The organism is Vibrio sp. B181a (genome assembly GCF_030248375.1).
GTDB classification, from domain to species: domain Bacteria; phylum Pseudomonadota; class Gammaproteobacteria; order Enterobacterales; family Vibrionaceae; genus Vibrio; species Vibrio campbellii.
Genome location: NZ_JAHGAD010000009.1, coordinates 304,454 through 327,948 on the forward strand (window position 1 = coordinate 304,454; position 23,495 = coordinate 327,948).

22 protein-coding genes are annotated in these 23,495 nt (G+C 45.4%); 9 read left to right on the top strand and 13 right to left on the bottom strand.

Going from position 1 to position 23,495, the window contains the following annotated elements; all coding sequences use genetic code 11:
- Position 1 precedes the first annotated feature (1 nt).
- Together KIO97_RS05220 and KIO97_RS05225 are read right to left on the bottom strand one after the other, a co-directional pair.
- Positions 2–544, bottom strand: coding sequence for a nucleotidyltransferase family protein (locus KIO97_RS05220; RefSeq protein WP_285381338.1), 543 nt, complete (start codon positions 542–544; stop codon positions 2–4).
- Positions 545–549: 5 nt separating this feature from the next.
- Positions 550–924: an MmcQ/YjbR family DNA-binding protein gene (locus KIO97_RS05225; protein ID WP_050919681.1), complete on the bottom strand. Its 375-nt coding sequence runs from the start codon at positions 922–924 to the stop codon at positions 550–552.
- A 432-nt stretch (positions 925–1,356) separates the two neighbouring features.
- On the opposite strand from KIO97_RS05225, the gene KIO97_RS05230 reads away from it, so the two are divergent.
- A complete protein-coding gene (locus KIO97_RS05230; protein ID WP_285381340.1) occupies positions 1,357–2,271 on the top strand; it encodes a LysR substrate-binding domain-containing protein in 915 nt (304 codons plus the stop codon).
- A gap of 218 nt (positions 2,272–2,489) precedes the next feature.
- Here the strand turns inward: KIO97_RS05230 and KIO97_RS05235 are convergent, their stop codons facing one another.
- From KIO97_RS05235 to KIO97_RS05260, 6 genes are all read right to left on the bottom strand, one after another.
- Positions 2,490–4,070, bottom strand: coding sequence for a DEAD/DEAH box helicase (locus KIO97_RS05235; RefSeq protein ID WP_285381341.1), 1,581 nt, complete (start codon positions 4,068–4,070; stop codon positions 2,490–2,492).
- A gap of 263 nt (positions 4,071–4,333) precedes the next feature.
- On the bottom strand, positions 4,334–6,730 hold the full coding sequence (locus KIO97_RS05240) for a carboxypeptidase-like regulatory domain-containing protein (protein ID WP_285381343.1): 2,397 nt from the start codon (positions 6,728–6,730) through the stop codon (positions 4,334–4,336).
- Between the two features lie 76 nt (positions 6,731–6,806).
- Positions 6,807–7,499: a molecular chaperone gene (locus KIO97_RS05245; RefSeq protein WP_285381344.1), complete on the bottom strand. Its 693-nt coding sequence runs from the start codon at positions 7,497–7,499 to the stop codon at positions 6,807–6,809.
- Positions 7,496–7,930 (bottom strand): DUF4402 domain-containing protein, encoded by a 435-nt coding sequence (locus KIO97_RS05250; protein ID WP_285381345.1) that lies wholly within the window; start codon positions 7,928–7,930, stop codon positions 7,496–7,498. Before KIO97_RS05250 ends, KIO97_RS05245 begins: the two co-directional genes overlap by 4 nt.
- Before the next feature lie 66 nt (positions 7,931–7,996).
- Positions 7,997–8,431 (bottom strand): DUF4402 domain-containing protein, encoded by a 435-nt coding sequence (locus tag KIO97_RS05255; RefSeq protein WP_005429677.1) that lies wholly within the window; start codon positions 8,429–8,431, stop codon positions 7,997–7,999.
- A gap of 542 nt (positions 8,432–8,973) precedes the next feature.
- A complete protein-coding gene (locus KIO97_RS05260; RefSeq protein WP_285381346.1) occupies positions 8,974–9,684 on the bottom strand; it encodes a lipoate--protein ligase in 711 nt (236 codons plus the stop codon).
- Between the two features lie 242 nt (positions 9,685–9,926).
- On the opposite strand from KIO97_RS05260, the gene KIO97_RS05265 reads away from it, so the two are divergent.
- On the top strand, positions 9,927–10,391 hold the full coding sequence (locus tag KIO97_RS05265; RefSeq protein WP_285381348.1) for a hypothetical protein: 465 nt from the start codon (positions 9,927–9,929) through the stop codon (positions 10,389–10,391).
- A 79-nt stretch (positions 10,392–10,470) separates the two neighbouring features.
- Entirely contained in the window at positions 10,471–10,797 is a 327-nt protein-coding gene (locus tag KIO97_RS05270; RefSeq protein WP_038890766.1) for a DUF4156 domain-containing protein, read from the top strand.
- A 105-nt stretch (positions 10,798–10,902) separates the two neighbouring features.
- Here KIO97_RS05270 and KIO97_RS05275 read toward each other — a convergent pair whose 3' ends face one another.
- Positions 10,903–11,931 carry a hypothetical protein gene (locus KIO97_RS05275; protein WP_285381350.1) on the bottom strand — a complete coding sequence of 343 codons (1,029 nt, stop codon included), beginning with the start codon at positions 11,929–11,931 and terminating at the stop codon, positions 10,903–10,905.
- A 436-nt stretch (positions 11,932–12,367) separates the two neighbouring features.
- Positions 12,368–13,516: a PLP-dependent aminotransferase family protein gene (locus KIO97_RS05280; protein WP_050911108.1), complete on the bottom strand. Its 1,149-nt coding sequence runs from the start codon at positions 13,514–13,516 to the stop codon at positions 12,368–12,370.
- A 131-nt stretch (positions 13,517–13,647) separates the two neighbouring features.
- Here KIO97_RS05280 and KIO97_RS05285 point away from each other — a divergent pair, with 131 nt between their 5' ends.
- Both KIO97_RS05285 and KIO97_RS05290 read left to right on the top strand, forming a co-directional pair.
- Positions 13,648–14,517: a GyrI-like domain-containing protein gene (locus tag KIO97_RS05285; RefSeq protein ID WP_012129906.1), complete on the top strand. Its 870-nt coding sequence runs from the start codon at positions 13,648–13,650 to the stop codon at positions 14,515–14,517.
- 233 nt (positions 14,518–14,750) lie between these two features.
- Positions 14,751–14,990: a YdcH family protein gene (locus KIO97_RS05290; protein WP_005532354.1), complete on the top strand. Its 240-nt coding sequence runs from the start codon at positions 14,751–14,753 to the stop codon at positions 14,988–14,990.
- A 138-nt stretch (positions 14,991–15,128) separates the two neighbouring features.
- Here KIO97_RS05290 and KIO97_RS05295 read toward each other — a convergent pair whose 3' ends face one another.
- Positions 15,129–15,782, bottom strand: coding sequence for a cupin domain-containing protein (locus KIO97_RS05295; RefSeq protein ID WP_285381354.1), 654 nt, complete (start codon positions 15,780–15,782; stop codon positions 15,129–15,131).
- Between the two features lie 298 nt (positions 15,783–16,080).
- On the opposite strand from KIO97_RS05295, the gene KIO97_RS05300 reads away from it, so the two are divergent.
- The 3 genes from KIO97_RS05300 to KIO97_RS05310 are packed head-to-tail and all read left to right on the top strand — an operon-like array spanning position 16,081 to position 18,937.
- Positions 16,081–17,223, top strand: a complete 1,143-nt coding sequence (locus KIO97_RS05300; RefSeq protein ID WP_050905564.1) for a hypothetical protein — start codon at positions 16,081–16,083, stop codon at positions 17,221–17,223.
- Entirely contained in the window at positions 17,213–18,139 is a 927-nt protein-coding gene (locus KIO97_RS05305; RefSeq protein WP_285381356.1) for a metal ABC transporter solute-binding protein, Zn/Mn family, read from the top strand. Before KIO97_RS05300 ends, KIO97_RS05305 begins: the two co-directional genes overlap by 11 nt.
- A gap of 3 nt (positions 18,140–18,142) precedes the next feature.
- Positions 18,143–18,937 (top strand): metal ABC transporter permease, encoded by a 795-nt coding sequence (locus KIO97_RS05310; protein WP_050905562.1) that lies wholly within the window; start codon positions 18,143–18,145, stop codon positions 18,935–18,937.
- 124 nt (positions 18,938–19,061) lie between these two features.
- Here KIO97_RS05310 and KIO97_RS05315 read toward each other — a convergent pair whose 3' ends face one another.
- Both KIO97_RS05315 and KIO97_RS05320 read right to left on the bottom strand, forming a co-directional pair.
- On the bottom strand, positions 19,062–20,408 hold the full coding sequence (locus KIO97_RS05315; protein WP_050905561.1) for a DUF1501 domain-containing protein: 1,347 nt from the start codon (positions 20,406–20,408) through the stop codon (positions 19,062–19,064).
- 5 nt (positions 20,409–20,413) lie between these two features.
- The gene (locus KIO97_RS05320; RefSeq protein ID WP_050905560.1) at positions 20,414–21,898 is read right to left on the bottom strand and encodes a DUF1800 family protein; all 1,485 of its coding nucleotides are present in this window, start codon (positions 21,896–21,898) and stop codon (positions 20,414–20,416) included.
- 438 nt (positions 21,899–22,336) lie between these two features.
- Here KIO97_RS05320 and KIO97_RS05325 point away from each other — a divergent pair, with 438 nt between their 5' ends.
- Positions 22,337–23,056 (top strand): beta-ketoacyl-ACP reductase, encoded by a 720-nt coding sequence (locus tag KIO97_RS05325; protein ID WP_045399130.1) that lies wholly within the window; start codon positions 22,337–22,339, stop codon positions 23,054–23,056.
- Positions 23,057–23,495 lie beyond the last annotated feature (439 nt).

A 23,495-nucleotide genomic window follows, 5' to 3' on the forward strand; every position in this document is an offset into this window, starting at 1 on the left:
CTTAGACGGCAACCCGTAATTGAGGCCATGTGATTAGCCAGTTTTTGGATTCTACCCGAGATTGAAACAGCACTAATTTTCGCTTGGGATTATAAGTAATCTGGCCTTCAAACAAAGACTCAAACCCGAACGCTGAAATGCACTCTATCTGGTTCTTTTCGTTCAATCTGGCAGCGACAGCTGTCTCTTTTTCTGGCCAGTAACTCATCGCATCTAAGGTACTTTGGTATGGCTCATCACCATTCCTTAGGTGCATGTTTGCTTGATTGCGAACTTGCCAGTTGAGCTTTGGCATTAAGGCGTTTAGTTGAGCTTCGTATTTGAGGTAGGCTTGTTCGTCCAACTCATTCGGATCGAAATAAACAACATCTAGATCGTTTAATGGTGTTGGATTTTGCTTCTGGTGAAGGTGATCCCAAACTAAGTTTCGCACAAAGCCCGCAGCAATGTAGCAATCTGGTAAAGCCAGTGAGCGAACACACTCCAATGCTTGAATGCGAAGTGGATCTTCTGCTAAAAACTGAGCAAGTTTATCTTCAAGCATCGGCATTACTTCGCTGGTGGCAGTTCAATGCCCAATTCATCGCGTTTCCGCTTACTCAAGCCAAGTGCAACTAATCGATAAGATTCTGATAAATAGTACTTTAGCTCTTCGTCGAGGCGTCCTGACGTTTCTGTTTGTTGAATCCACTTCATACCACGGTTTGCGAAATAAGGGGCAGGAATGTAGCCCTCATAATCACTTAAAAAGTCGAAGTTTAAAGGGGAAGTTTTAAACGTAAATGCCGGCTGCTTTTCTTTACTCCAACCGCCAATAGCAAATACCTTTCCACCGACTTTCCAAACATGCGCGTCGCCCCATTGAACAACATGGGAAGTGGCAGCGAATGAGCCGCAGAATTGATTAAATTCATCGTATGTCATGGTCAACCTTAACTTATGAGAATTACGGTGCTGGCTAGGTTAGCACAGGTTGATTGGTCTTGATGTATCACGGTTCATTGTAAAGCTTTAAAGGTTGGATTCTGTCTGAACTTTTTGTTTTAACTCAGGTAGAGTGAAATTTAAATAATTTTACATTATAGATAATTTGAGTAATGTGAACTTTTCTCCTCGTAGGATTGGACTCCTATATCCTTTCTTACGTGATTGCTGAGGTCGTTAATGTAATACCTATCAATATTGGTTTTTTTAATTAAATTCAATTTATTCAATAGTATAGATGCTATTTTTCGAGTTTTTAACAATATGTTCTTCAATTGAATTTCCTTGTTCGACCATTTGATGTCAGTATTATCGAACCAACAAAGCTCCATTACGAACAACGATTTATTACAAGTATTATAAGTAGAGATTATGGACAATAGACTTCGCTATCTTTCAGCGCTTCATTACTTTGAATCTGCAGCTCGACTAAAAAGCTACAGTAAAGCGGCTGAGGAACTTTGCATCACTCAGGCAGCGATAAGCCAAAAGTTGAGGCAGTTAGAACAACGTTTGAGTTGCAAGCTGTTCATTCGACGTGGACGTGAAATGCATCTGACGGATAAAGGGCAAATTCTTCATCGACACGTTAATGATGGTTTCAAAAACATAATTACAGGCCTAAATCGAATTCAAAATGAACCGCTAGAAGGCGTGTTGAATGTTAGTGCTCCGCGTTCTTTTTCGACTCGTTGGCTAATGCCAAGGCTATGGAAATTTACAATGGAGTACCCGCATATTCCTATCAGAATGCAAAACCTCCACACCATGGATATCAGACACACTGAGACCGATGTACTAATTTGGCAAGGCGATGGAGATGCAACCGATTTAGGGTTGGAGCAAAAGACGTTATTTGAAGAAGAAATCTATCCTTACTGTTCTCCACAACTTGCTGAATCAATTAAGTTTACCCACCCTGAGCAGTTACAACGTTGTTGGCTGATTGACTTTCACTCAGAGGCATTCAATTGGGATCAATGGTTTAAAGCTGCCAACGTTCACACTCAAAAAGACAGACTTCAGTGGATGGAGGTTGGCACCTTTGATATGGGAATTAATGCTGTGGTAGCTGGTCACGGGGCGTGCTTAGCAACAGATAGTGTTTGTGCCGACTTTATTGAAAGAGGGATGTTAGTGAAACCTTTTGATATTGGGTTAAAACCAGGTGTTCGTTATTCGGTAATTGATGACCCATCTTCTTCGCGCTCTTTGCGTATCAGTGCGTTTAAAGCGTGGCTAATGAAAGAGCTTTCTTTCAATTTCGATGGTGGATTATTATCTTGAGTAGTGGAAGTGATTGCTGGTATCGAAAAAGAGTTTGGTGAGCATAAAATCATCTTCAACTCTAAAAAATCTTATAAGAAGATTAGAGAGATATTAGATTCCAGAGAGTAATTCAAAAAATGTATATCCTTTAACCAGCCATAGCATAGTTTTCACTGTTAGAAAAAACAAAGCCGCTGAGATTATCAGCGGCTTTGTCGTTTTAACTCGGTATCTAATTACTTAGCAGCTTGCGGACGTGGCTTGCGACGTTGTCCTGATGGCTTGTTGCCTGACGGTTTACCATTTGATGGTTTTGCGCCTGATGGTTTGCCGCTGTTAGGCTTGCGGTTACCTGATGGCTTGCCACCGTTACCGTTTTTGCTTGCGCCCGGTTTGTTCGCACCAGACTGGTTGTTATTCGGCTTGTTACCGCTTGGCTTGCCGTTTGAGCGAGCTTGACCGTCACGGTTGCCTTTTGGCTTGCCAGCGCCGCCTTTGCCTGATTTGTTTTCGGCTTTACCGTTTTTGTTGTCACTGTTGAAACGACGCTTTGGTTTGTTGTTACCGCCGCTGTTTTTCTTCTCAGCAGTTTGACCGTTTTCACCTTCTGCTTTTGGTTTCTTAGGCTTTTTCGGTTTCTTTGGCTTGATAGGGCGAGTATCAAGCTTCGACTCTGGCAATACGTTAGTTGGTGCGTAGCCTTCTAGCTCTTTACGAGGCAGCAGTTGTTGAATCAAACGTTCAATCGCAAACAGTTCTGATGCTTCAAGTGCGCATACTAGAGAAATCGCTTTACCCACTTCACCAGCACGACCGGTACGACCGATACGGTGAACGTAGTCTTCTGCCACTTTAGGTAGCTCGAAGTTAACCACTTGAGGAAGCTGAGGAATATCGATACCGCGTGCAGCGATGTCGGTTGCAACCAGCACTCGAACTTCGCCAGATTTAAAGTTAGCCAGTGCTTTAGTACGTGCACCTTGGCTCTTGTTGCCGTGAATCGCAGCTGCTGTAATCTTTTGGTCGATTAGGAACTTGGCTAAGCGGTTAGCGCCATGCTTGGTTTTGGTAAACACCAATACTTGTTTCCAATCACCGTCTTTGATCAGTTTGACCAGCATTGGCGCTTTCTTCTTCACGTCTGCTGGGTAGATGCATTGCTCTACGGTGCGTGCTGTTGAGTTTGCAGGGTTTACTGAAATCTCAACCGGGTTGTTTACCAAACCTTTTGCAAGATCGCGGATTTCATCAGAGAAAGTCGCAGAGAACAGAAGGTTCTGACGTTGTTTAGGCAGTAAATCAAGAATCTTACGAATGTCACGGATGAAGCCCATATCTAGCATACGGTCTGCTTCGTCCAGTACTAGCATTTCTAGTTGGTCGAACTTCACTGCGTTTTGGTTGTATAGGTCCAATAGGCGACCTGGTGTTGCAACCAATACGTCCGCACCTTTACGAAGGCGAAGCATTTGCGGGTTGATCTTCACACCACCAAATACCACTGCACTCGTTAGAGGTAGGTGACGGCTGTACATGAACACGTTTTCTTGTACCTGGGCAGCAAGCTCACGAGTTGGCGTGAGCACTAATGCGCGGACTTGGTTGCTGCGTACACGTGGACCGTTCGACAGACGTTCAAGAATCGGAAGCGTAAAGCCTGCCGTTTTACCTGTACCAGTCTGTGCTGCTGCCATTACGTCTTTCCCTTCCAAAACAGCTGGAATTGCTTGTGCCTGAATTGGTGAAGGGGTGTCGTAGCCTTTTTCCTGAATAGCTTTAAGGATTGGAGCAGATAGACCTAACGAGGTAAAACCCATATGTATGATTCTCAATTGTCGAGTTGGATAAAAAGTCGTCGATTTTATGTTCGACGCGAAAAGTGCGACATTCTGAGGCTTTTGGGCGTTGGCTTCAACTATTTCCGTCATGGATAAATATTTGAGCTAGATCTCATTTTCAAATTGCTCAATGGAGGCAGGGCTCGGCACGCCGCTTTTTCATTCAAAAAGATGAGGGAGCTTTGGTGATGTGCTCTATATATTTATCTTTTAAATCAGCAGTATCCGTATTTATTAGACCTTCAATAGAAGTCGGAAGCTTGGTAGTTAAGTCCGCTTATCCAAAACTCATTGTCGAGATGCGCTTGCATCATTCTTTTTTGTTGGCCGTTTTCTAAAGTAATGAGATAGAGCCCAGACGTTAGTCCCTCCACCATATAAAAGCCATCCTCCTCAATTTTGCTTGAGAACTCCATATCATTGGCTATGTGTTTAAAGTGCAGGTAGCTGTTGCTTTCGAGTTGGCCTTCTATCACACCATCAACGCCAAAAGAGGCGATCAAAACCACGGATATTTGTGTGATCCCTGCTTGGCGCGTATTGACGAGAATGGGGTTGTGCTGCGTGGTTAAGTTAAGGTCGAGTGCACTTTCATCAACATAGATGGAGAGATTATCGTGGGCAGGAACTTGGTGAAAAACAAACTCGCCGTTTTCATCGCTCATGGCGAACTGATCGAGCACGCGCAAACTCACATTCGGGATTACGTTGCCTTGTTGGTCGACGACGGTACCAACGAGTTTTGCGAAACTGTATTTGCTCCAATCTAATAGCTCGGCAATGTTGTCGTCGAAATGGCTGCGAGCTGCGGCTTCCGTCGTAAGCTCGACACCGTATTGTTCATGATTGCCAAACAGTTTGATTTTGAAGTTTGAGTTCACCCGAGCTTCGACCGTTGCGGACAATTCGAGATCAGTATTGTTATAGCTGGCAGACAGGTTCGACATAACTTCCTCGAAGTACTGCCCGTGGTTGAGCCAGCAATCGGTACAAATATTTCGTAATGAAGCTTCGGTCTGCTCGAGAGAGCCGGATTTATCCCATGCCCCTTTCACACGCCATGAGGTATCTGAAAAGCCATTTTTGGCGAGTTCGATAGTGTGTAAGAAGTCGTCGACATTCTCTTTCTTATCGTGGGTGTAATTAGATTCATAGCGGAGAAAAAGATTACGAGCGACTTTCATACTGACTTGAGGCGAGATTTTATAGCCACCGTCTTCATGCCTTAGATCCAGATAGGCATTATAGTAAGCGCCTGAATAGCTGTATTTTAAGGCGTCGTACAAGTCGGAATTCCGTGTGAAATTCACAGATTTGTTGAGCTCCAAGCTTAACGATTGGGCGCGGCCAAACTGCATATCTAGCTCAACAGGGAAACGCTGTAATTCAGGAATCCAACCCACTTGCATTGCCAACCAGTGGCTCGGAAGATACCGTGTTTGGAAAGCCAGCAGCGTGTCGCGTTCCTCGATTAACGCGGTGGCTCCAAAGGTCAGGTAGTCATCTATGCCATACTCGATGATACCCGCCCCAACTTTGGCGCCTTCAAAGTCGACGATGGCATCTACTCCCCACTTTCCTTTCGGAAGGAAACCGCCATCCAAGCCTGCGATAACGACTTCCTCTTGTTGCCAAACGCCTTTCGCCAAGTAATAGCGAAACGTGAGTGTGTCACCTGGCGCAATATTGTCTTCTTCGATGACAAAGCGCCCAAAATCATCAGAGCGATAGGAGCTTTGATAAATCCCGTTGACCAACACATCGATGTTGATGTTTGGCTGCGTTGTTCGTTCAAGTTGCAGATCGCCAAATTTAGGTGTTGTTTCATGATTGGTGTAGTGAAACCCATTTTCTAGAATCACAGGGTTGGAGTAGAGGCCGCCATCTAGTAACACATGCCCGAGTTCAACTTGATTACTATTGTTTGGTGGGGCGAGCGTGAAGTTGTAGTAAGCCACAGGTTGATCTTCCCGTGAGTCAATAGACAGCTGACCTATCCAGTTCTCAGTGCTCATCAGCGAGTCAGAGAGAAGGTATCCTCCTTCATTGTTATCGCTCTCATATGACGCGGTTGCGGAAAGGCGTGTGGAGACCCCCAACGTTGATAGCGGCCTGACCGCAGGTTGTCTTGCCAGTTTTTCAAGCTGTTTGGCTTTTTCGCGAGAGTCGCGTTTTAACTTTTGAATTTCCTCTTCCAGCTCTGAGGGAGACTTATAGCCCTTGTCGGTGATGAGTTGATAGTCTTCGATGTACCAGCGAGCTTTAACGGGTAAGCAATCGTTCAGGCTACGCCAGTGGATGAGCCATTCCTGTTCATAATTGAGAACCTGAATGGGCTGTTGCGGCGAGTTAGATCGGTAACACACACTGTGGGCTAGGTCGATAATGAAGGCCGGAGTCTCTCGTGCCATGTCCTGTGGCAAGTGAATTTCACATCGCTGTTGAACACAATCTCCATGCATTTCTAATAAGTAAGCAATACTGCTCTCGATAGGCAGGTAGGGTTCTTCCTCATCGTCCATCATGACACGATAAAAACTGTCTCCTACATTGCCTAACCGGACTTCAATGTGCGCAGGATACAAGGATAACTGCGATGGTTCGTTGGCGAATAACGGAAAAGAGAGGGTGAAGAGCATCGACAAACACAGCCCAATGTAACGTAGTCTCATTCTGGTTAGATTGGGCTCGGTGCGTGAATCGATGTAAGGCAGATTACAAGGTACATTCGTGTAGTGATTGTTCGTCTTGTGTGATCAGAACTTTAGTCTTAGCCGGTAGCGATCTCACAAGCTCTGATTGTCTAAGTAGTACCAACTTTTCTTGAAGGTTTTCAGTGTTTAACATGGCGTTAAACTGATGTTTGCCTTTATTTTGAATGCGTAACTTGCCGCTTTCACACTGGAAGGACACGTCTTGTTTTATCTCGCCGCGTTGTGCATATACAGGGATATAGCTGTTCACTCTGAAGTCGAGATTAAAAGAGGGGCCCGTGCTTTGGGAGTCTGTGGTTTGGCCTTGGGCCAACGTGATTGGAGAAAACCACAAATACGCTCTATATTCACCATTGTCTTTATCTGCTGGTAAGGCGCTAAATCTCAAGCGAATGGTGCGTCGTTGGTTTGGCTTTAATTCACGAATGACAGGTGGAGAGACTTTAATCCACTCCGCAATATCTTCCGTTTGTGCGATGTTTTGATCGGTGCGGGTGACGCCTCGCAAAGTGATAGGGCGATAAACCGGTTTGATTTCAAGTCGAATGGGTTTGTCCGAGCTGTTTTCAACGATAATCTTCTCTGTCACTGACTGATCTGCATTCAGCACCAAGCGGGTCGGAGCAATCAACAGTTGCGCATGAATAGGTAGCGAGATGACCACTGTTGTCAGCAGTAGAATTAGGTGCTTCATCGATAATTAACCTCAAAAGGAATGGTGCCAGAGTAGTTGCCAGCTGGAATTTTTGCGCCTATCCGAATCTTTGCGCCGATACATAACAATTTGCTTCTTCCATTGCTGTTTATTTTTGTGCGCCCGCGTTTAGATAAACCGCACCCGTAAAAAATTCGACGTATCTTAATTTTTCGAGATGTCTTGTCATGATTAAGATATTGGTTATTAGGTACGGTGACGGTAATTTTTTTCCCTGGTTCACCTTCAACATAAAAGCGGACAACATACAGTTGATTATGGGCAGGGCTAGAAACCGCATGTTGTCCTCGTCCAGATAAATATGTTCCTGGAAAAGAGATACCCATATTTTCTGGTACGATCGTCAATGCCAAGCAACTTTGGGGGGTAAATAAAAATAACCCTAAATAAAAAGCGACTTTTAATAGCATGATATTCTTATACTAATAATGGCGGCACTATATTATTGCCGCCATTTCATTAAACGATACTATTGATTACTGGTAAGTAACATCAACTGGAACGCTTGCAGAGTACGTACCGGCAACAAGTGTCGCTGTTGATACTTCTGCTGTACCGCCAATTTTAAGCTCTGCTGTACCGCCTGTTAGCGTCAGTGTAGGAGAGAAATCAAAGGTCGCTGCAACGTTGTTTGCACCATTTACAAGGTTAGTACCAGCGATAGCAACATCAACGACTTCACCAGCACCGCCGTCGATAGTGAAGGTCGCAGCGCCAGCGTCGCCTTGAGCAATCACAACATCTGTCGTACGGTCTGAAGTGATAATACCGAAGTCAAGATTCGACGTTCTAGTCATAGTGATCGCTTGTTTTACTTCTAGAGTCGCGTCAAAAGTATCGCTCACGGCAAAAGCGTTCATTGATGAAAGGGTGAGAGCAGATAGCGCAGTAATTTTTACAAATGTATTCATTTATTTACCTGTTATGTTTTAGTGTGAGTAAAATATTTCTTATATATGAGACAAATAACATTGGGGTTGGAATATTTGTCAGATAAATAAAATACATAGAAAGCATAATTTGTAAAAATGTTTCTCTGATTAAATAGTTTATATATAAATAACTTGAACAATGGTCACATAAGCTATTAGTGGTTACTAATTAAGCTAATCTTATATTGTGGTTAAAAGTGGTTTTTACGAATTAACCATATAAATACTGTGCAGTTATTGGTTGCATAAAAATAAGGTGAATATTATTCAATATAAATATTACCAACCTTTAATGAAGAGGATGTTAATGTAGTTTTTAATAATTAAGAGGTAGCAATTGATAAATAATTAAATCTAATCTCTGTTATAACATTACATTCTTATAATATGATGCTGGTGGCAAATAGGGCTCAGCCCGTATGGTGATATAAGGAAAATCGCTATTTGATACGCAGTATGGGAGAGACTTATTCGCGCGCTGTGGTTAGCTCCCAAAAGAGATGGGAGCTTGTGAAGACAGGTTAGTCTTGCTTGGCATGATCTAAGAAAGCTTGAGTGATGAGTTGGAACAAGGCATCCACACTTGGTCTTTGTTCAATGTGGTTAAATAGGGGAGTGTGGACATCACCGCGAATATGGTCGGCATGGCCACATAACTGATTGCACAGTTTTACTGGCTCAACGATTTTCTCGACATCGGCATTAATAAGAATACAGGCTTGAGAAAGCACAACTTGTCCGCCGCCTTTCTTCAGTAATACGCGCTGCGCTGTCCCCACTACTTTTTGTCCACCGATGTTTAGGTTGTAGTCGCCATCACAGTAGGAATTTGGCGTTGCGTGTACGTCGACATTTACACCAAGCTGCTCAAAGAAGACGGTGAGCACGGAACACAAATCAAGGTATGCTTTCTTAATGTCGTATGGCTGATCTCCTGGCCAATGGTAAATATGTGAGAGATTAATGATCCCCGGGACTTGCGGGACTGGTGCGCCCCCTGTTTTTCTTGAGAAGAGCTTCCAGTTTGTGTCTTCAAGGCCTTGTTCAAGTTCATCCGAAATAGGCCACTTCTTTCCTGCCGGAAGAACCAGTGTTGGGCTTTTCACCTGCCATAATAACAGCACCTGAGAGAGTTGATCCGTTTGCACGAGTTTGATCAACTCATCTTCCTTGCTGAAGACATCCTCGACTTCAATGGATTGATAGCGGATCAGTTTATTTTTGGAAGCCAAATTCAGTCCCTCTTTTTCATCTACTCTTCAGTTTTACTCCAATTTGCTCACAAAATCCAATGGCGCTCTCATTTTTGTACATTTATTAATTATGTTTTAAAACATGAGGTTAATAGAGGTCTTTGCTATTCCTCTGATAATTGAGATGATTAATTTTAATTGCAACTGTTGTGTACGCAATGATTGTTGTGTAATCTTTGTCTCGTACCGTTACTACTACATCTAAAAAAGAGAATATCGCTATGAAAAAGACACTCAGCCTCGTTCACCGAATCAGCTCTATGACTGCATATATGTTTATTATGAGCTTTTTCACCAGTACCGTATTTGTTGAACTTTTTGGTGATCAGCAGGCGATTGTTGCGGTGAAAACCTATATCTCGTATGCGATTTGGGCGGTAGTACCTTTGATGGCAGCGGCAGGAATCACAGGTGCTAAGATGGCGCCTAAAGTGAAAAAAGGCCCTATCGCAGCTAAGAAAAAACGCATGCCTTTTGTCGCCATGAACGGTGTTTTAATTCTTGTGCCTGCGGCGATTTACCTTCAGCATCTTGCTCAGCTTGGGCAGTTTGATACCACTTTCTATGTGATACAAATCGTTGAGCTGTTTGCAGGCTTCACCAACTTGACCTTAATGACACTGAACATTCGTGACGCAAGAGCACTAAAACAACCAAGAAAAACTGTGAAATCAACGGTTATGTAAAGCATAAAAAATTTTTGTTGTTCATTGCTTAAACGATAAATAGAATCCGCAGTCTATTTAATTCTAAGGCGATGAAATTATGAAAAAGTTAATGACTGCTGCAGCATTGGCAACGTTATTAACTGGCTGCGTGACCTTCCCAACACAAGAGTCCGAGCAAGTGAAAGTGATTTGGGACGATGTAAACGCAATCGCAAACTGCCAGCACCTCGGCACCGTAATGGGCTCAGAAGGCCATTTTTACGACTACTGGCTGCACGCAGATAAAGACATGGTTTGGGGAACACTCAACCAAATGCGCATCAAAGCAGCAGAGCTGGGCGCGGATACGCTTTACTTGTATCAACCGCTAGGATTCTCTAGCTCAGTGACTATGTTCGCTAACGCATACCAGTGTAAAAACTAAAAGAAAAGCAGACGTGATAGTCTGCTTTTTTGTTTTGATATGTAATGTTATCTCTATCTGACGCAGTTATTGCCTAGTGCAATTGCGGCTTAATGTAGCTACTGTCTAATTTAGCCCTGCGGTCGCCATCGCAACAGAATCAGTAAAGGATAGGGTGAAGGCTTCATCGGTGTTAAACACTTTTGCAGGGAACTCTAAGCTCAATTTCATCTCTGGCGCCACTTCAGATTTAATACTCGTAATGAACTTACGTGTTTCACCCGGAGAGATACTCATCTCTGTGCCGCTATCTGGTCCAAGCTCGGCAATACCGATGGTCGTCAGTCCGTTCCCTTCGCTATCGACGAGGCTGAGTAGCGATTCCGATTTATAAATCAACTCACCTTTATCGGTCTGGTACGCTCTAAAAGTATTGAAGTTCGGCTGTAATTCACCGTCAGAAGCGAGGTTAGTCACAGAGAAGGTGACATTAGAGCCATCAAACTTCTCGACTCTTACTAGTACGTTAGCATCTTGATAGCGTGCGGCGGCCGCTGCGGCTGCCATCTCTCGTTGTTTTTCTTTCTCACGTTCGATTTCTGCCGCATGCGCTTTTTCGGCTTCAATCCGTGCTTCTGCCATCGCGTACGACTTATCAACCATGGCCAATAGAGCAGGAATAGAGTAGGCGGATAGACCTTCTAAGTGGTCAAAATCAATCTTGGCGTTGGTCGTTAGCTTGTTGGTCGAGAACTGACAATGTCCGTCGATAAGGCTAACAAACGCGACTTCAAACGTGTTTTGTAACTTGCTTACCTCTACGCCGGCTTTCTCGATGTTTTCGCGCACTTGCTGGATTTCTTCTAGTGACTTCTTCGGCAGCAAGCCGTTTGGAGAAACATCGTTAGAAACAGAAACCAGCGCTTCTGTGACGAATGGGTTGTTCTTTGCTGGAACAACGGTCGTGACTAGGTTGGATTGCGTGATGTCTTCACCCAACAGCACGGTCATTTTTTGAGACACGGCGGTTTTGTTACCTGCTAGTACGTCGCTACAGTTTGGTGAATTGCTCGCGTGTGTTACTTGCATGGCAGCGAGTGAAAGTACGGTGGACAAGCCTGTGACAACAAGTCCTTTCGATGGTCGAATGTTCATCCTGATAAACCCCTCTGTAATATGATGCGCTAAGCCGACGTGTATAAATCCAATCACGGATTGGTGTAGCGACATTCAGAATGGTTGTAGTTGCGTCCTTGCGGCGTTCATCTTCACAGACTGCTTTGCTGATGGTTTCAGCGCAACTTTTGATAGTGATAAGCCCTCATGATCAAAAGTGTTTGAATTCGCAGATGATGCGACAAGGTCGATGCCTTTTTTCTGAAAGATAGACGTAACTTTTCAAGGCTTCAAATGCGTGATCAAGATCTCTTTTTTGCGATCGTTAGAGGATCAAGCGAAAACAGACACTTAACGTAGAGAGTTGATTTTGAGAGAAAAAAATAAATTTTTTGGGGAACTTTTTGAAACGCTGCCTTCGAGACTTAATTCGCATCTCAAAGGCAGGTATTTGGATTCTAAGGTGTAATTTATATTACAGCGCGTTCAGTACGTCGGCTAAACGAGTCACGGCAACTTTGAGCTCTTCAGGCGTTGCGTTGGTGAAGTTGAGGCGCAGCGCTGCTTTTACTTCTGATCCTTCTGGATAGAACACTGGGCTAGGTACAACAGCCACACCGTTCGCAAGCAATGATTTTGCTAGTTCAAAGGTATCGCATTCTGGAATTTCCACCCATACGAACATGCCACCATCAACAGGCTTCAATACACAATTGCTAGGAAGCTGTTTTTCTAGCTCTGCGTACATGACATCGTAACGCGACTTGTAGAGTTCACAAATGGTGCTGATGTGGGTTTCAAAGTTATCGTGTTGAAGCAGACCGTGCAGCAGTGCTTGCATTGGTACGCTGGAATGCAGATCCGCACCCTGTTTGATTTTAATCAGCGGTTCTAGGTAACTGCTTTTTCCCGTCACCACACCAATGCGAAGACCCGGAGAAGCGATCTTAGAGAATGAACGCAGCACGATAGAATGCTGAGGACAGAAATCGGAGACAAGCGGCAGTGCTTCACCAGAAAAACGCAACTCACGGTAAGGTGCGTCTTCAATAAAAGCGACGTTGTATTGAATACAAAGCTCTGCAACTTTCTGACGTGTTTCAAGTGCCCAGCACACCCCTGTTGGGTTATGGAAATCGGGTACAGCGTAGAACATCTTCGGTTTTTGTTCTGCAAAGCATTGCTCTAGCTCTTCAAGGTTTGGACCAAATTCTGTTTGAGAGACAGTCACGATGTCCGCCTGAACCAAACCAAACACCTGCATTGCACCAAGGTAGCTTGGTGCCTCCATCACGACTTTATCACCTGGGTTTACATAAGCACGTGCAATCAGATCTAGGCCTTGCTGAGAGCCTGTAGTGATCATTGCGGCGTGTGTTTCAGGCAGTTTGAAGTAGCCGTTTAGGAATTCTAGCAGTGGCGCGTAGCCTGCCGTTGAGCCGTATTGGAAAACTTCAGGCATGTTTGCCAAGTTTTCTAGCGTCGGCTTCATTAAGTCGATAGGGAAGGTCTTTTCATCGGGCAAACCGCCAGCAAGCGAGATGACGTTTTTATCGCTAGCGGCAGCGAGGATCTCTCGAATGTACGATGACTTTACTTGTTGTAGTGACTGTGCGATTTCCATGCGTTGTGCTTCTCGTATTTTTTTAATTTTGGTTTTAGTTGAAAGATATTATATGGGAATTGCTAAACTTGGTGTGTCCATTTATGCTGTTAAACATGTCCATTTATGCTATTTAAGTAAAACGCCCACTTATGAGCCAGCAACAGGTTTCCAGAATCAATGATGTGTTGTTCTATATTCATCAAGACATCGGTAGAGAATTATCCGCCAAAGAGCTGGCTGATGTAGCAGCGTATTCTGAGCAGCACTTCCACCGTATTTTTAAAGACGTTGTTGGCGAGTCAATTCACCAATACGTTCGTCGCACCCGAATGGAATACGCCGCAAACCAGTTGATGTTTGATACCAAATCATCGGTATTGGAGATTGCCAATAAGTGTGGTTTCAGCTCGGTGTCTTCGTTCAGCCGTGCGTTCAAAGCCACGTTTGATATGTCACCCGGCGCTTGGCGTAAGCACGATTTGCAAGTCGCTGAGAAGCCATACCTCAAAGACCCAGAAGTGGCGGCGGGTTACCATCGAGTCGCGAAGCGTACCTTACCGGAGCCAAAGATAGTTGAAGTGCCACAACGCTTTGCTGCTTACGTTCGTCATGAAGGCTACAACCGCTCTATTCGCAATGCTTGGTTGGTGCTCAAAGCTTGGGCGAACTCAGAGCATCGTGACTTTTCCACCCAATACGGTTTGCATCATTCTAATCCTGCTTGGGTTGAGTTAGATAAATGCCGCTACGTTGCTTGTATGGCAATTGATAAGCCGCTTAAGTATCGGGGCGTTGTGAATCAAATGACCATTCCGGGTGGCTTACATGCGGTATTTCGACTTACTGGGGTGTATGGTGAATTGCTGCCGCAGATCAGTATGGTATTAGAGAAATGGCTGCCCAATTCGGGCTTCAAACAACGCTCGACGCCAGCCTACGTGCACTACCATAAAAATCATTTCCTCAACCATGAAGAGGCGTTCGAGTTAGATTTCTATTTACCGATCAGCTTCTTTTAACGAAAACAGCAAAGCCATAAAGTAGGCTTTGAACGGATGAGAAAAGCCCACGATGTGCTTGTTTTATAGATACGTTTGTAAATAGATTACAAACGGATGAAGTTATAAAGTGTCGGTCAAAATGTGCTCAAATCGACAATTTCCCTTTGGCTGAAATGCTATGGTGGCTTTAAGCGTTGCTTAGGAATTAAGCAGCTTATTTAACTAAAATGTACTCAGCCAAAGAGGTCTCTATGTTAGGTGAAAATCACTCATTAACTCATGAATTCCCAGAACATTTGGATACCATCACTCAACTGACGGCAAACGACAGCGCGTTTGCTGAAAATGCAAAAAACTACAACCAGCTCGACAAAGAAATCCGCGAACTCGAATTGCAAGGAAACCCAATCGACGACCATGAAATGAACACACTCAAACACAACAGAGCGGAGCTAAAAGACTGGCTCTCCTCAAAAATTATGAGCGCATAATTTAACGGTTATGTTTCATGGATAGCGGCTCGGTGGTTCGAGCCGTTCTTGTGTTTCGCCTCGATTACTTGATAAGAACGGCTTAGCTAATTTACGGCTCAGCTAATTCACGGCTCAGCTAACTAATTCAAGGTTTAGTTAACTTGCAGGTAAGTGACCAGTCTTCACCCAAATCACCGTTTCTTCGTCTACGAAAGGGAAATGCTCACTCATATGAGGGCTACGCAGCCAAGTGTAAGTGGGGTATTCGCCAAACTCGTCTTTGAACTCTCCAGATAACACAAAGATCTCTTCACCACCAAAGTGGCGGTGTGGCTGAAACTTTTCGCCCTTCGGCCATTTTACTAATGCGACATGCTCGTGCCCGAACTTGTGCAGTGGCATCACTTTTAGCCCGCCAATACCTGCTAACCACTCTGCTTGGTTCGTGTTGATACGCACGCTATCTAGATCATTGGGATCAAATTGATTGAGTTTCACTAAGATAACGCAGCCTTCTTTGCTGAACGGAGCATGGTGACTGCCGGGTGGGTTACGAAGGTAAGTCCCCGTTGGGTAATCACCATCTTCATCAGAAAATACGCCTTCTAGCACCAGTATTTCCTCGCCATATGGGTGAGGGTGTGTTGCGAACTGTGAATTGGGCTCGTACTTGACCACGCTGGTGGTGTGGCCGGACTCTTTCGCCTCTCTTTCCAATGGTTTACGCCATACACCGGCGGCTGGGCTAGCAATCCATTCTTGTTGATGGGTTTTAATCACTAAACGTTGTGAGAAGTCCATATTGAGCATTGTGTGTTTCCAGTGCTGCCTCCGTATTTATTAAGTATATGCCGTTTCACCCCTTCAAGTGCGTGAATATCCCTTGTTTACCAAGAACGAGCAGCCAAAAAGAGAGTGGGAGTAATGATGATCATACAGAGCTTAAAGTGTGGCGAAATCTCATTAACCTTATGATTGCTATTGATAATTTGCATAGAATCTAAATTTACAAATTGTTACATACCTCGCTTTTTTTAGATTTTGTTATGTTATAACATCTGCGAAATATTAAGTGGTGTTATAACATAACAAAATAAGGAAAAACGTAGTGAATAAGAAATTGGTCTCTTTAGCGGTTGGTAGCTTGTTTGTTTCCCCAGTTTTTGCCGACACGCTGTCGAACCCTCAGATCGGCGTAGTACTAGACGGTTACTATCAAGATGGCCAGCGTAACAACTCAGAGCGTGAAGAAGGTTTCGGCCTTGGTCACACTGAGGTGAACATGTCTGCAAACATCGATGATAAATTCCACGGCTCACTGACGGCGGTTCTAGAAAGCCACAGTGATGAAACCGAACTGATGCTTGAAGAAGCGTTCATCGAGACTCTAGCTCTTCCATACGGTTTAAATGTACGTGCAGGTCGATTCCTTTCTGATTTTGGTTACTTAAACAACCAGCATATGCATACCGACAGTTTCGTAGAGCGTCCAATCGCTTATCGTACTTTCCTTGGTTCGCATTACTACGATGATGGTGTACGCGCAAACATCGTGCTACCCACTGATCTTTACGTGAAGTTTGGTGTAGAAGCGCTAAGCGGCAGCAAGATGTCTTCTGTTGAAGATGGCTCTGAGGTGGGTGTTTACACGACAACGTTGAAACTGGGTGACGACTTTTCTGAGTCTTCAAGCTGGCAGTTTGGCCTAAGTTACCTACGTAACGAAAACGGCAAAGTGACGGAGTTTGAAGATCACGACCACGGTCATGCAGACGAGCATGGACACGACCATAGTCACGGTGCAGCGGTAACTGGCGCTAACCTTTACGGCGCAGACTTTGTATGGAAGTGGGCCCCAGATGGCAACTACAAATACAGCAACTTCACACTATCTGCTGAATACATGCTGCTAGACGGTGTGGTAGACAGTAAGTTCAAAGACGATGCAGAATCACCAGATAACCTAAGCGCTTACTACGTGTCAGGTGTTTACCGTTTCAACCCAAGCTGGTCTGCAGGTCTACGTTACGGTGAGGCAGAAAGCTACGATGGCCACGCACACGGTGACCACATGCACTTCACTGCTCTAAAAGACAAAGAAATGGATGCGATGATCGCGTGGGATTCTTCTCACTTCGGTACAATCCGAGCGCAATACTCTCGTATCGACAACCAAGACAGCGAGACAGACAACGTATTCACTCTGCAATACGTGATGACATTTGGAGCGCACGGTGCACATGCGTTCTAAGCTTACGCTCAGTAAATGCCGTGTAGCGATGATGGCGGCGGGGGCTGCCATCATCTCTTCGCCTGCTTTGGCGCTGAACATCTTCGTCTGCGAGCCAGAATGGAAAGCCTTTCTTGAAAGTCATGCGCCAGACGCCACCATCTATTCTGCGACGACCGCTAAGCAAGATCCCCATTACGTGCAAGCGCGCCCCTCTTTAATTGCCAAGATGCGCCAAGCGGACATGGCAATGTGTTCCGGTGCGGAGCTAGAAGTCGGGTGGCTACCGATGCTGCAAGTTCGCAGTAGTAATAGCGCGGTGCAAAATGGCGCATCAAGCATGGTTTACGCGACCGATTTCGTGCGCATGTTAGACACTCATGATCATGTTGACCGCAGCATGGGGGACATACATGCGCACGGAAACCCACATGTGCAGTTTGCGGCGAATGACATGATTCCCTTGTCACGGGCGATCACTGAACGCTTGAAAACCATCGATCCAGATAACGCGCAAGCCTACCAACTTAACGGCATGAAGTTCCGAGCTCATTGGCGCAAAAAGCTGAATGAGTGGCATGAGAAAGCGGCACCGTTAAAAGGCAAACAAGTTGTCGGCTATCACGCTACCTATCGTTATCTTTACGATTGGCTTAGTATGGAGCAAATCGCTGACCTTGAACCGAAGCCGGGAATCTCGCCAACCACCTCTCATCTGCAGTCATTAACCAAGTTAGAGACCAATAGCTTTGATGCGATTGTATTCTCATCGCACCAAGATAAACGCCCCGCGAACTGGTTACAGCAGCAGACAGACAAGCCTCTGATCCAGTTACCGCTCACGGTTTCTAACGGACAAAGTCTTGATGAAATGTACGACCAAGTCATCGACGAATTGCTAGGTGTGCTGGTGCAGCCCGATCCGGTGAAGAGCTAAACCATGACAGAGTATGTATGGTTATTGCCCGCGGTGCTGTGTGGCTTGATCGCGTTAGTCGGTAACGTGGTGCTTGGTCAACAAGTGCTAAAACGCCAAATTATCTTCATTGATTTGGCGGTGGCACAAGTTGCCGCATTGGGGGCTGCACTCAGTCATTATTGGCTGAACCAATACGCGCTCTTCTCGGGTTCCTTCTTCGGCGAGATGGTCGGCCCTTGGGTGATGTCGTTATTGCTGTGTGGTTTGATTGCCTTAATGGAGAAGCGTTACCAACAGCATTTGGAGCCGATGATCGGCAGCTTGTTTGTGGTCTCCGCCTCGTTGGCGATCTTACTCGTAAGTAAAGATCCGCATGGTGCAGACTTTATCCAAGGCATTCTTAACGGGCAGTTATTGTGGTCGACATGGGATGATGTGTGGCCCTTGGCATTAATAACCGCAGCGATGTTGCTGTTGGTTTGGCTAAAACCTGCGTTTATGCAGGGCAGTGGCTTTTACCTGATCTTTGCTATCTTGATGCCAATAACGGTTAAGCTCACGGGCATCTATTTAGAGTTTGCTCTGTTAGTGATTCCGGCTTTGTGTGCCGCGGCGTTAAAAGGAACGAGATTCTTCATTGCGAGCATCAGTATCGGCCTTGTGGGGATTTTGTCTGGCATTGCGGCGTCAGCTCGGTACGACTTACCGAGCGGAGCGAGCATTGTTATTACTCTATTTATCGCGGGTATGCTTTTTAATCTCTTGGTTCAGCCTTGGCTGTATAAATCGCCCTCGATTAATGAAGAGACGGCGTGACCATTCTCCAAATGATAAAAAGGCTCCGCGTGAACGGAGCCTTTTGTTTAGCACTGCTTTTTCTTATTAGTAACCATGTAGCCTATTAATAGATTGCTTAGTTACTTATATATCTCCCTCTATATTAGCAAGATTTGAACAGAGGGAGAGTCTGAGGTTGGATTGAATCTGTCAAAGTGTTATCCAGCGCAGGGAATAATTGATTAATTCCCGCTTCAGATAGCCCCAACCATGCCATTAAACTCGCATGAAGCTGATCAGAAGAGATGGTTGGAATCACACGCCCACGCGAGAGCAAGTAAGGGCTTGTCTCAGATAAGTCTGGATATTCACCCACGATCGCTTTTCCTGCTACACCGCCGCCCATCACCAATGCGTGGCTTGCCCAGCCGTGGTCCGTACCATCCGTACCGTTTGGAATCAAAGTACGGCCAAATTCTGAATGAGTGAACGTCGTTACCTGATCAAACAAGCCATTGTTTTCCAAAGCTAATTGGAACGCGGCCATCGCTTCTGCTAACTCTTGCAGCAAACCCGTTTGGCGGCTAATTTGAGCTGAGTGCGTATCGAACCCACCTAATTTACAACTAAAGTACTGCGCAGGATGCTGGAACTGATCTTTATGCAGCAGCAGTTTAAATACCGCTTTTAGTTGATTACCGATGCGTGTTTCTGGGAACACCTCTGTAATCTCGGCATTCAAAATAGCGCTGAACTCCTGATACATTCTGGTCGAGTCCACTGCAACACCAGCATAATGAGACTGAAAAACGTTGCCGTAACTGCCCGTGTTTTGCAGTTGATCAAACAGATCTCGCGAACGTTGATCATTAAAAATATCGCTCGGTGGTTGAGAGCCGACCGAGTTAGATTGCGCCTCGATACAGTTGGTCCACACTTGCGTGCCGCCAATATCAAACATTGGTGACAGCTCATTTAGACTGCGCAGCATAGTGCCGAGCTCAGTGGAAGTCTTCGCGCCAAAGCCCTCTTTTGACAGAGACTTAGTCGCGTGAGACTGAACCATAGTGGATTGGTGAGAGTGGCTGAACAAATGAGCAGGGCGAGTGCTCTCACCATAAATCACATTGTTTACGCGCTGTGTCAGTGGACCTAGGTTCACAACAGGTACAAGGTTAGCATTATCCCAATAGGTCTTGAGCGCAGCCATGGCAGGGTTTAATGCCAGTTTGGCGTCATCATTGATCGCATCTAAATGAATACAGCTCGCCTCATCCAAAGCTAAGCTGCCACGCAGTGCTCGATATTGGCTGTTCGCCGGTGCGGCAGTAGGGATCAGCATATTGTAGCCATCGTTACCGCCCGCAAGGTCGATACCTACAACGGCGCGATAGCCGTTTTTGCACTGATTGAAAGAGTCTGCAAAGGCAGGAAAAGCAGCAAGGTTAAGTGCAGAAACCCCAACACCAGCGGAACCTGCTTGTAAAAAACGACGTCGTGTTAAGTTCATGATGATTACCCCTGTGTGATGAATTCTGGTGAAAGCAGTGCGTTCATAACGAGATTCTTAATCTCTTTGCGCCATTTAGATTGGCGACTTGGGCACTGGGCGAGGTAATCGAGATAGCATTGACGAGCTTGCTCACTCATTTGATAAGCAAACAAATGTTCGTTGAGGTAATCCACTACGCCTTCGTCATCAAAAGCAAGGTATCGGGTGAACAGCACTTCATCCATGTACCAATCTTTGGCCTCTTCCTCGAAACGAGCGACAAGCTCACGGAACTGAATCCCATATTGGTAGATGTCATGCCATTGGTACACATTGAATTCTGGTGCCACCAGACCATTAAAATCAGGGTGGTTTGGCGCATCATCAGGTTGGTAATAATAAAACACAGAAGGTGCCGACAGCGGCAACGTTCGGTTATACCAATTGAACTGTTTTGGCCACATCAATACGCCGTCACGTCGCTTCACTTGTAGCGCGCGCATCGCATGGGTAAACACAGAAAGTGGGTCACGCAATTTACCCACTGTACTGCCAGAGCGAAGCGCGTCTTTATCCGTTAGAATCGCGATGATTAAGGCTTGCATGTCGCCATCAGAACGTTTGAAAGCACGGCGCACACGGCGAATATAACCCGCTCTTGGATTGCTGGTCACAAGTTTGTTGATGAAGAACTTAGTCACAAAGGTGTAGAGCGTGTTTTGGTTCATCAAATGTTCGATCACCGCTTCCAGCTCTTCTTCTGCACCGACACCGCCAGGGAAGGTTTTACCAAGAATGGGTTTCTCGCCCATATCGTGCTCGCCACGCGGTTCCATTGGCTGGCTGTACTTATCGTTACCGCGAATATCGATGAACTTCCAACCCGTAAACACACGCGCAAGTTGCTCGATGTCTTCTTGAGTGTAAGACGCCACTTCGTTACCTTCGGCATCCAAACGCACTTCACCGTTGTTACGCAGCTTAACTGGGCCAAGCGTGAACAGTTGCAACAGTTCACGTGCGTAGTTTTCATCTGGGGCAGTGAGCTCGTTAGAAACGTTATTCACAAAAGTCAGGTACTCGCCCATGATTGGCGATTTCGACACAAAGCGAATCACATCGCGGAAGTTTCCAAAGGCATTGTCGAGTAACCCGTCGAAGTAATTACACATGTAGCGACGTTTAGAAGCCGCTTTAAACGCCGGATCTTTCACACTGACTACGAACAGTTGAGACAGGGTATAAGCAATACGCTGACGCAAGATATCATCACCTTCGACGGTCATGCGTGTCCAACTGCTGGCGTAATACAAGCCTTGCCCTAAGTCCGGTACGTTGAGCTCATCTTGCTCAAAATGCTTCAGCCAAGAAGACGGTGTAATAAGTGTTTGTTGAGCGACCCAGTTTTCAATGCTTCCCGATTGAACAAGATCATTAATGTCACGTTGGGATGGCCCGAACGTGCACTGTTGCAGCGTTCTTGCTGCATCTATGTAAGCCTGATTCATTTTATCTCCCGTAGGTTTTGTTATCTTTCTCAGGTAAGGCGTCCTTTGCTACGTCCATATTTAAAAGCACGCCGTATCTTTAAATCGTAATCGAGAATTTTGATAACAAGAATGTAATACCCACAGGTTTATTGTGACTTTGCTGCATAATCTAAGAATTAGTTTCATGAGCTCTAAATGAAAGGCGAGTTATTCAACAAACAGCGCACTTGTTACACCAACATATCGACAGAACGGTGACGGAAACCCGTTATTTTGCAAACCATCATCAAGTTGTCTTGATTAGTTCACATCCGGCTCCCAGACTGTTCCTATAGTTTGAAGTAAATATGAAAGACCCTGCGTATGAGAAGCGCAGCTGTAACGCGGCTAGGCATAAAAATAAAAAACGCTAGGGAAAAGGCGAATTTGTAATCTCAACATTTAAGGAAGACCAAGATGAAAGCGGAAAAAGTAGCAGTTGTTACTGGTGCGGCTCGTGGTATTGGCCAAGCGATTTGTGAGCAATTATTGGAGGATGGATTCCACGTCGTCGGGCTAGACATATCGCCTGTAGAATGGAGCCAGTCGGCGCAGCTAAGCAATTATCAAGTCAACTTGTGCGATGCAGCAGCCGTCAGCGAAGTGGTAGACAGCATCGTAAAGCAGCATGGAAGAATCGATGCGCTGGTTAACAACGCCGGTATCACGCGTGATGCCTTGTTGCCAGACATGCTAGAGCAAGATTGGGACAGCGTTATCGACGTAAACCTGAAAGCGGTGTTCTTGCTCACTCAACGCGTCGCGCCAGTGATGCTAGAGCAGGGCACTGGCAGCATTGTCAGCATCTCTTCTATTGTGGGTACGGATGGCAACATCGGCCAGAGTAATTACGGCGCAAGTAAAGGCGGTGTTATCTCGATGAGCAAAGGCTGGGCGAAAGAGTTATCAAGAAAGGGGGCGCAGATCCGCGTCAATTGCGTTGCACCAGGCTTTATCGCCACCGATATGACCAAGAACCTGCCAGAAAAAGTGATTCAAATGATGGAGGGCAAAACCCCATTAGGTCGAATGGGCTCAGTACAAGACATCGCCAATGGCGTCTCCTTCTTAACCTCCGACAAGAGCGCCTACATCACAGGCCAAGTACTCAAGATTGACGGCGGGTTAGTGCTTTAACCTTCAACACTCAGCCTCAAACAACAAACGCCCTTTACTTATGTGAAGGGTGTTTTTGTTAGGCACACTTTTGTCCAAAAGCTTCTCAGGTTGATTTTTACTCGTGGCACTTTCTAACTCAGAAGTGCCCCATTCCAATTTAACGCACTTACTCAGTGGCAGATCGTGCCATTGGAATCACAGTACTTTTCCTAATGGCTGACGGTTGAGGGGCGGTGCTCGGAATCTCCCATTTCCGCGCATAATCGGAGTTTCTAACCAGCGACTTCCTCCTGCATTGTTATGCAAACATGGTGGAACGCATAGATTAGATATAAACGTGTTTGCGTTAGCAAAACTGATCGTATAGGGTTGTTAAATCAAATTGGATATTGACGGTAGCTTACCATGGAACTCTCCTTGTGCTCCCATAAAACCAAATGTATAAGGTTTAACCTTG

Coding starts and splice junctions, on each gene's coding strand:
- KIO97_RS05220 (WP_285381338.1), bottom strand. CDS start 544: ATGCTTGAAGATAAACTTGCTCAGTTTTTAGCAGAAGATCCACTTCGC.
- KIO97_RS05225 (WP_050919681.1), bottom strand. CDS start 924: ATGACATACGATGAATTTAATCAATTCTGCGGCTCATTCGCTGCCACT.
- KIO97_RS05230 (WP_285381340.1), top strand. CDS start 1,357: ATGGACAATAGACTTCGCTATCTTTCAGCGCTTCATTACTTTGAATCT.
- KIO97_RS05235 (WP_285381341.1), bottom strand. CDS start 4,070: ATGGGTTTTACCTCGTTAGGTCTATCTGCTCCAATCCTTAAAGCTATT.
- KIO97_RS05240 (WP_285381343.1), bottom strand. CDS start 6,730: ATGCTCTTCACCCTCTCTTTTCCGTTATTCGCCAACGAACCATCGCAG.
- KIO97_RS05245 (WP_285381344.1), bottom strand. CDS start 7,499: ATGAAGCACCTAATTCTACTGCTGACAACAGTGGTCATCTCGCTACCT.
- KIO97_RS05250 (WP_285381345.1), bottom strand. CDS start 7,930: ATGCTATTAAAAGTCGCTTTTTATTTAGGGTTATTTTTATTTACCCCC.
- KIO97_RS05255 (WP_005429677.1), bottom strand. CDS start 8,431: ATGAATACATTTGTAAAAATTACTGCGCTATCTGCTCTCACCCTTTCA.
- KIO97_RS05265 (WP_285381348.1), top strand. CDS start 9,927: ATGAAAAAGACACTCAGCCTCGTTCACCGAATCAGCTCTATGACTGCA.
- KIO97_RS05270 (WP_038890766.1), top strand. CDS start 10,471: ATGAAAAAGTTAATGACTGCTGCAGCATTGGCAACGTTATTAACTGGC.
- KIO97_RS05275 (WP_285381350.1), bottom strand. CDS start 11,931: ATGAACATTCGACCATCGAAAGGACTTGTTGTCACAGGCTTGTCCACC.
- KIO97_RS05280 (WP_050911108.1), bottom strand. CDS start 13,516: ATGGAAATCGCACAGTCACTACAACAAGTAAAGTCATCGTACATTCGA.
- KIO97_RS05285 (WP_012129906.1), top strand. CDS start 13,648: ATGAGCCAGCAACAGGTTTCCAGAATCAATGATGTGTTGTTCTATATT.
- KIO97_RS05290 (WP_005532354.1), top strand. CDS start 14,751: ATGTTAGGTGAAAATCACTCATTAACTCATGAATTCCCAGAACATTTG.
- KIO97_RS05295 (WP_285381354.1), bottom strand. CDS start 15,782: ATGCTCAATATGGACTTCTCACAACGTTTAGTGATTAAAACCCATCAA.
- KIO97_RS05305 (WP_285381356.1), top strand. CDS start 17,213: ATGCGTTCTAAGCTTACGCTCAGTAAATGCCGTGTAGCGATGATGGCG.
- KIO97_RS05310 (WP_050905562.1), top strand. CDS start 18,143: ATGACAGAGTATGTATGGTTATTGCCCGCGGTGCTGTGTGGCTTGATC.
- KIO97_RS05315 (WP_050905561.1), bottom strand. CDS start 20,408: ATGAACTTAACACGACGTCGTTTTTTACAAGCAGGTTCCGCTGGTGTT.
- KIO97_RS05320 (WP_050905560.1), bottom strand. CDS start 21,898: ATGAATCAGGCTTACATAGATGCAGCAAGAACGCTGCAACAGTGCACG.
- KIO97_RS05325 (WP_045399130.1), top strand. CDS start 22,337: ATGAAAGCGGAAAAAGTAGCAGTTGTTACTGGTGCGGCTCGTGGTATT.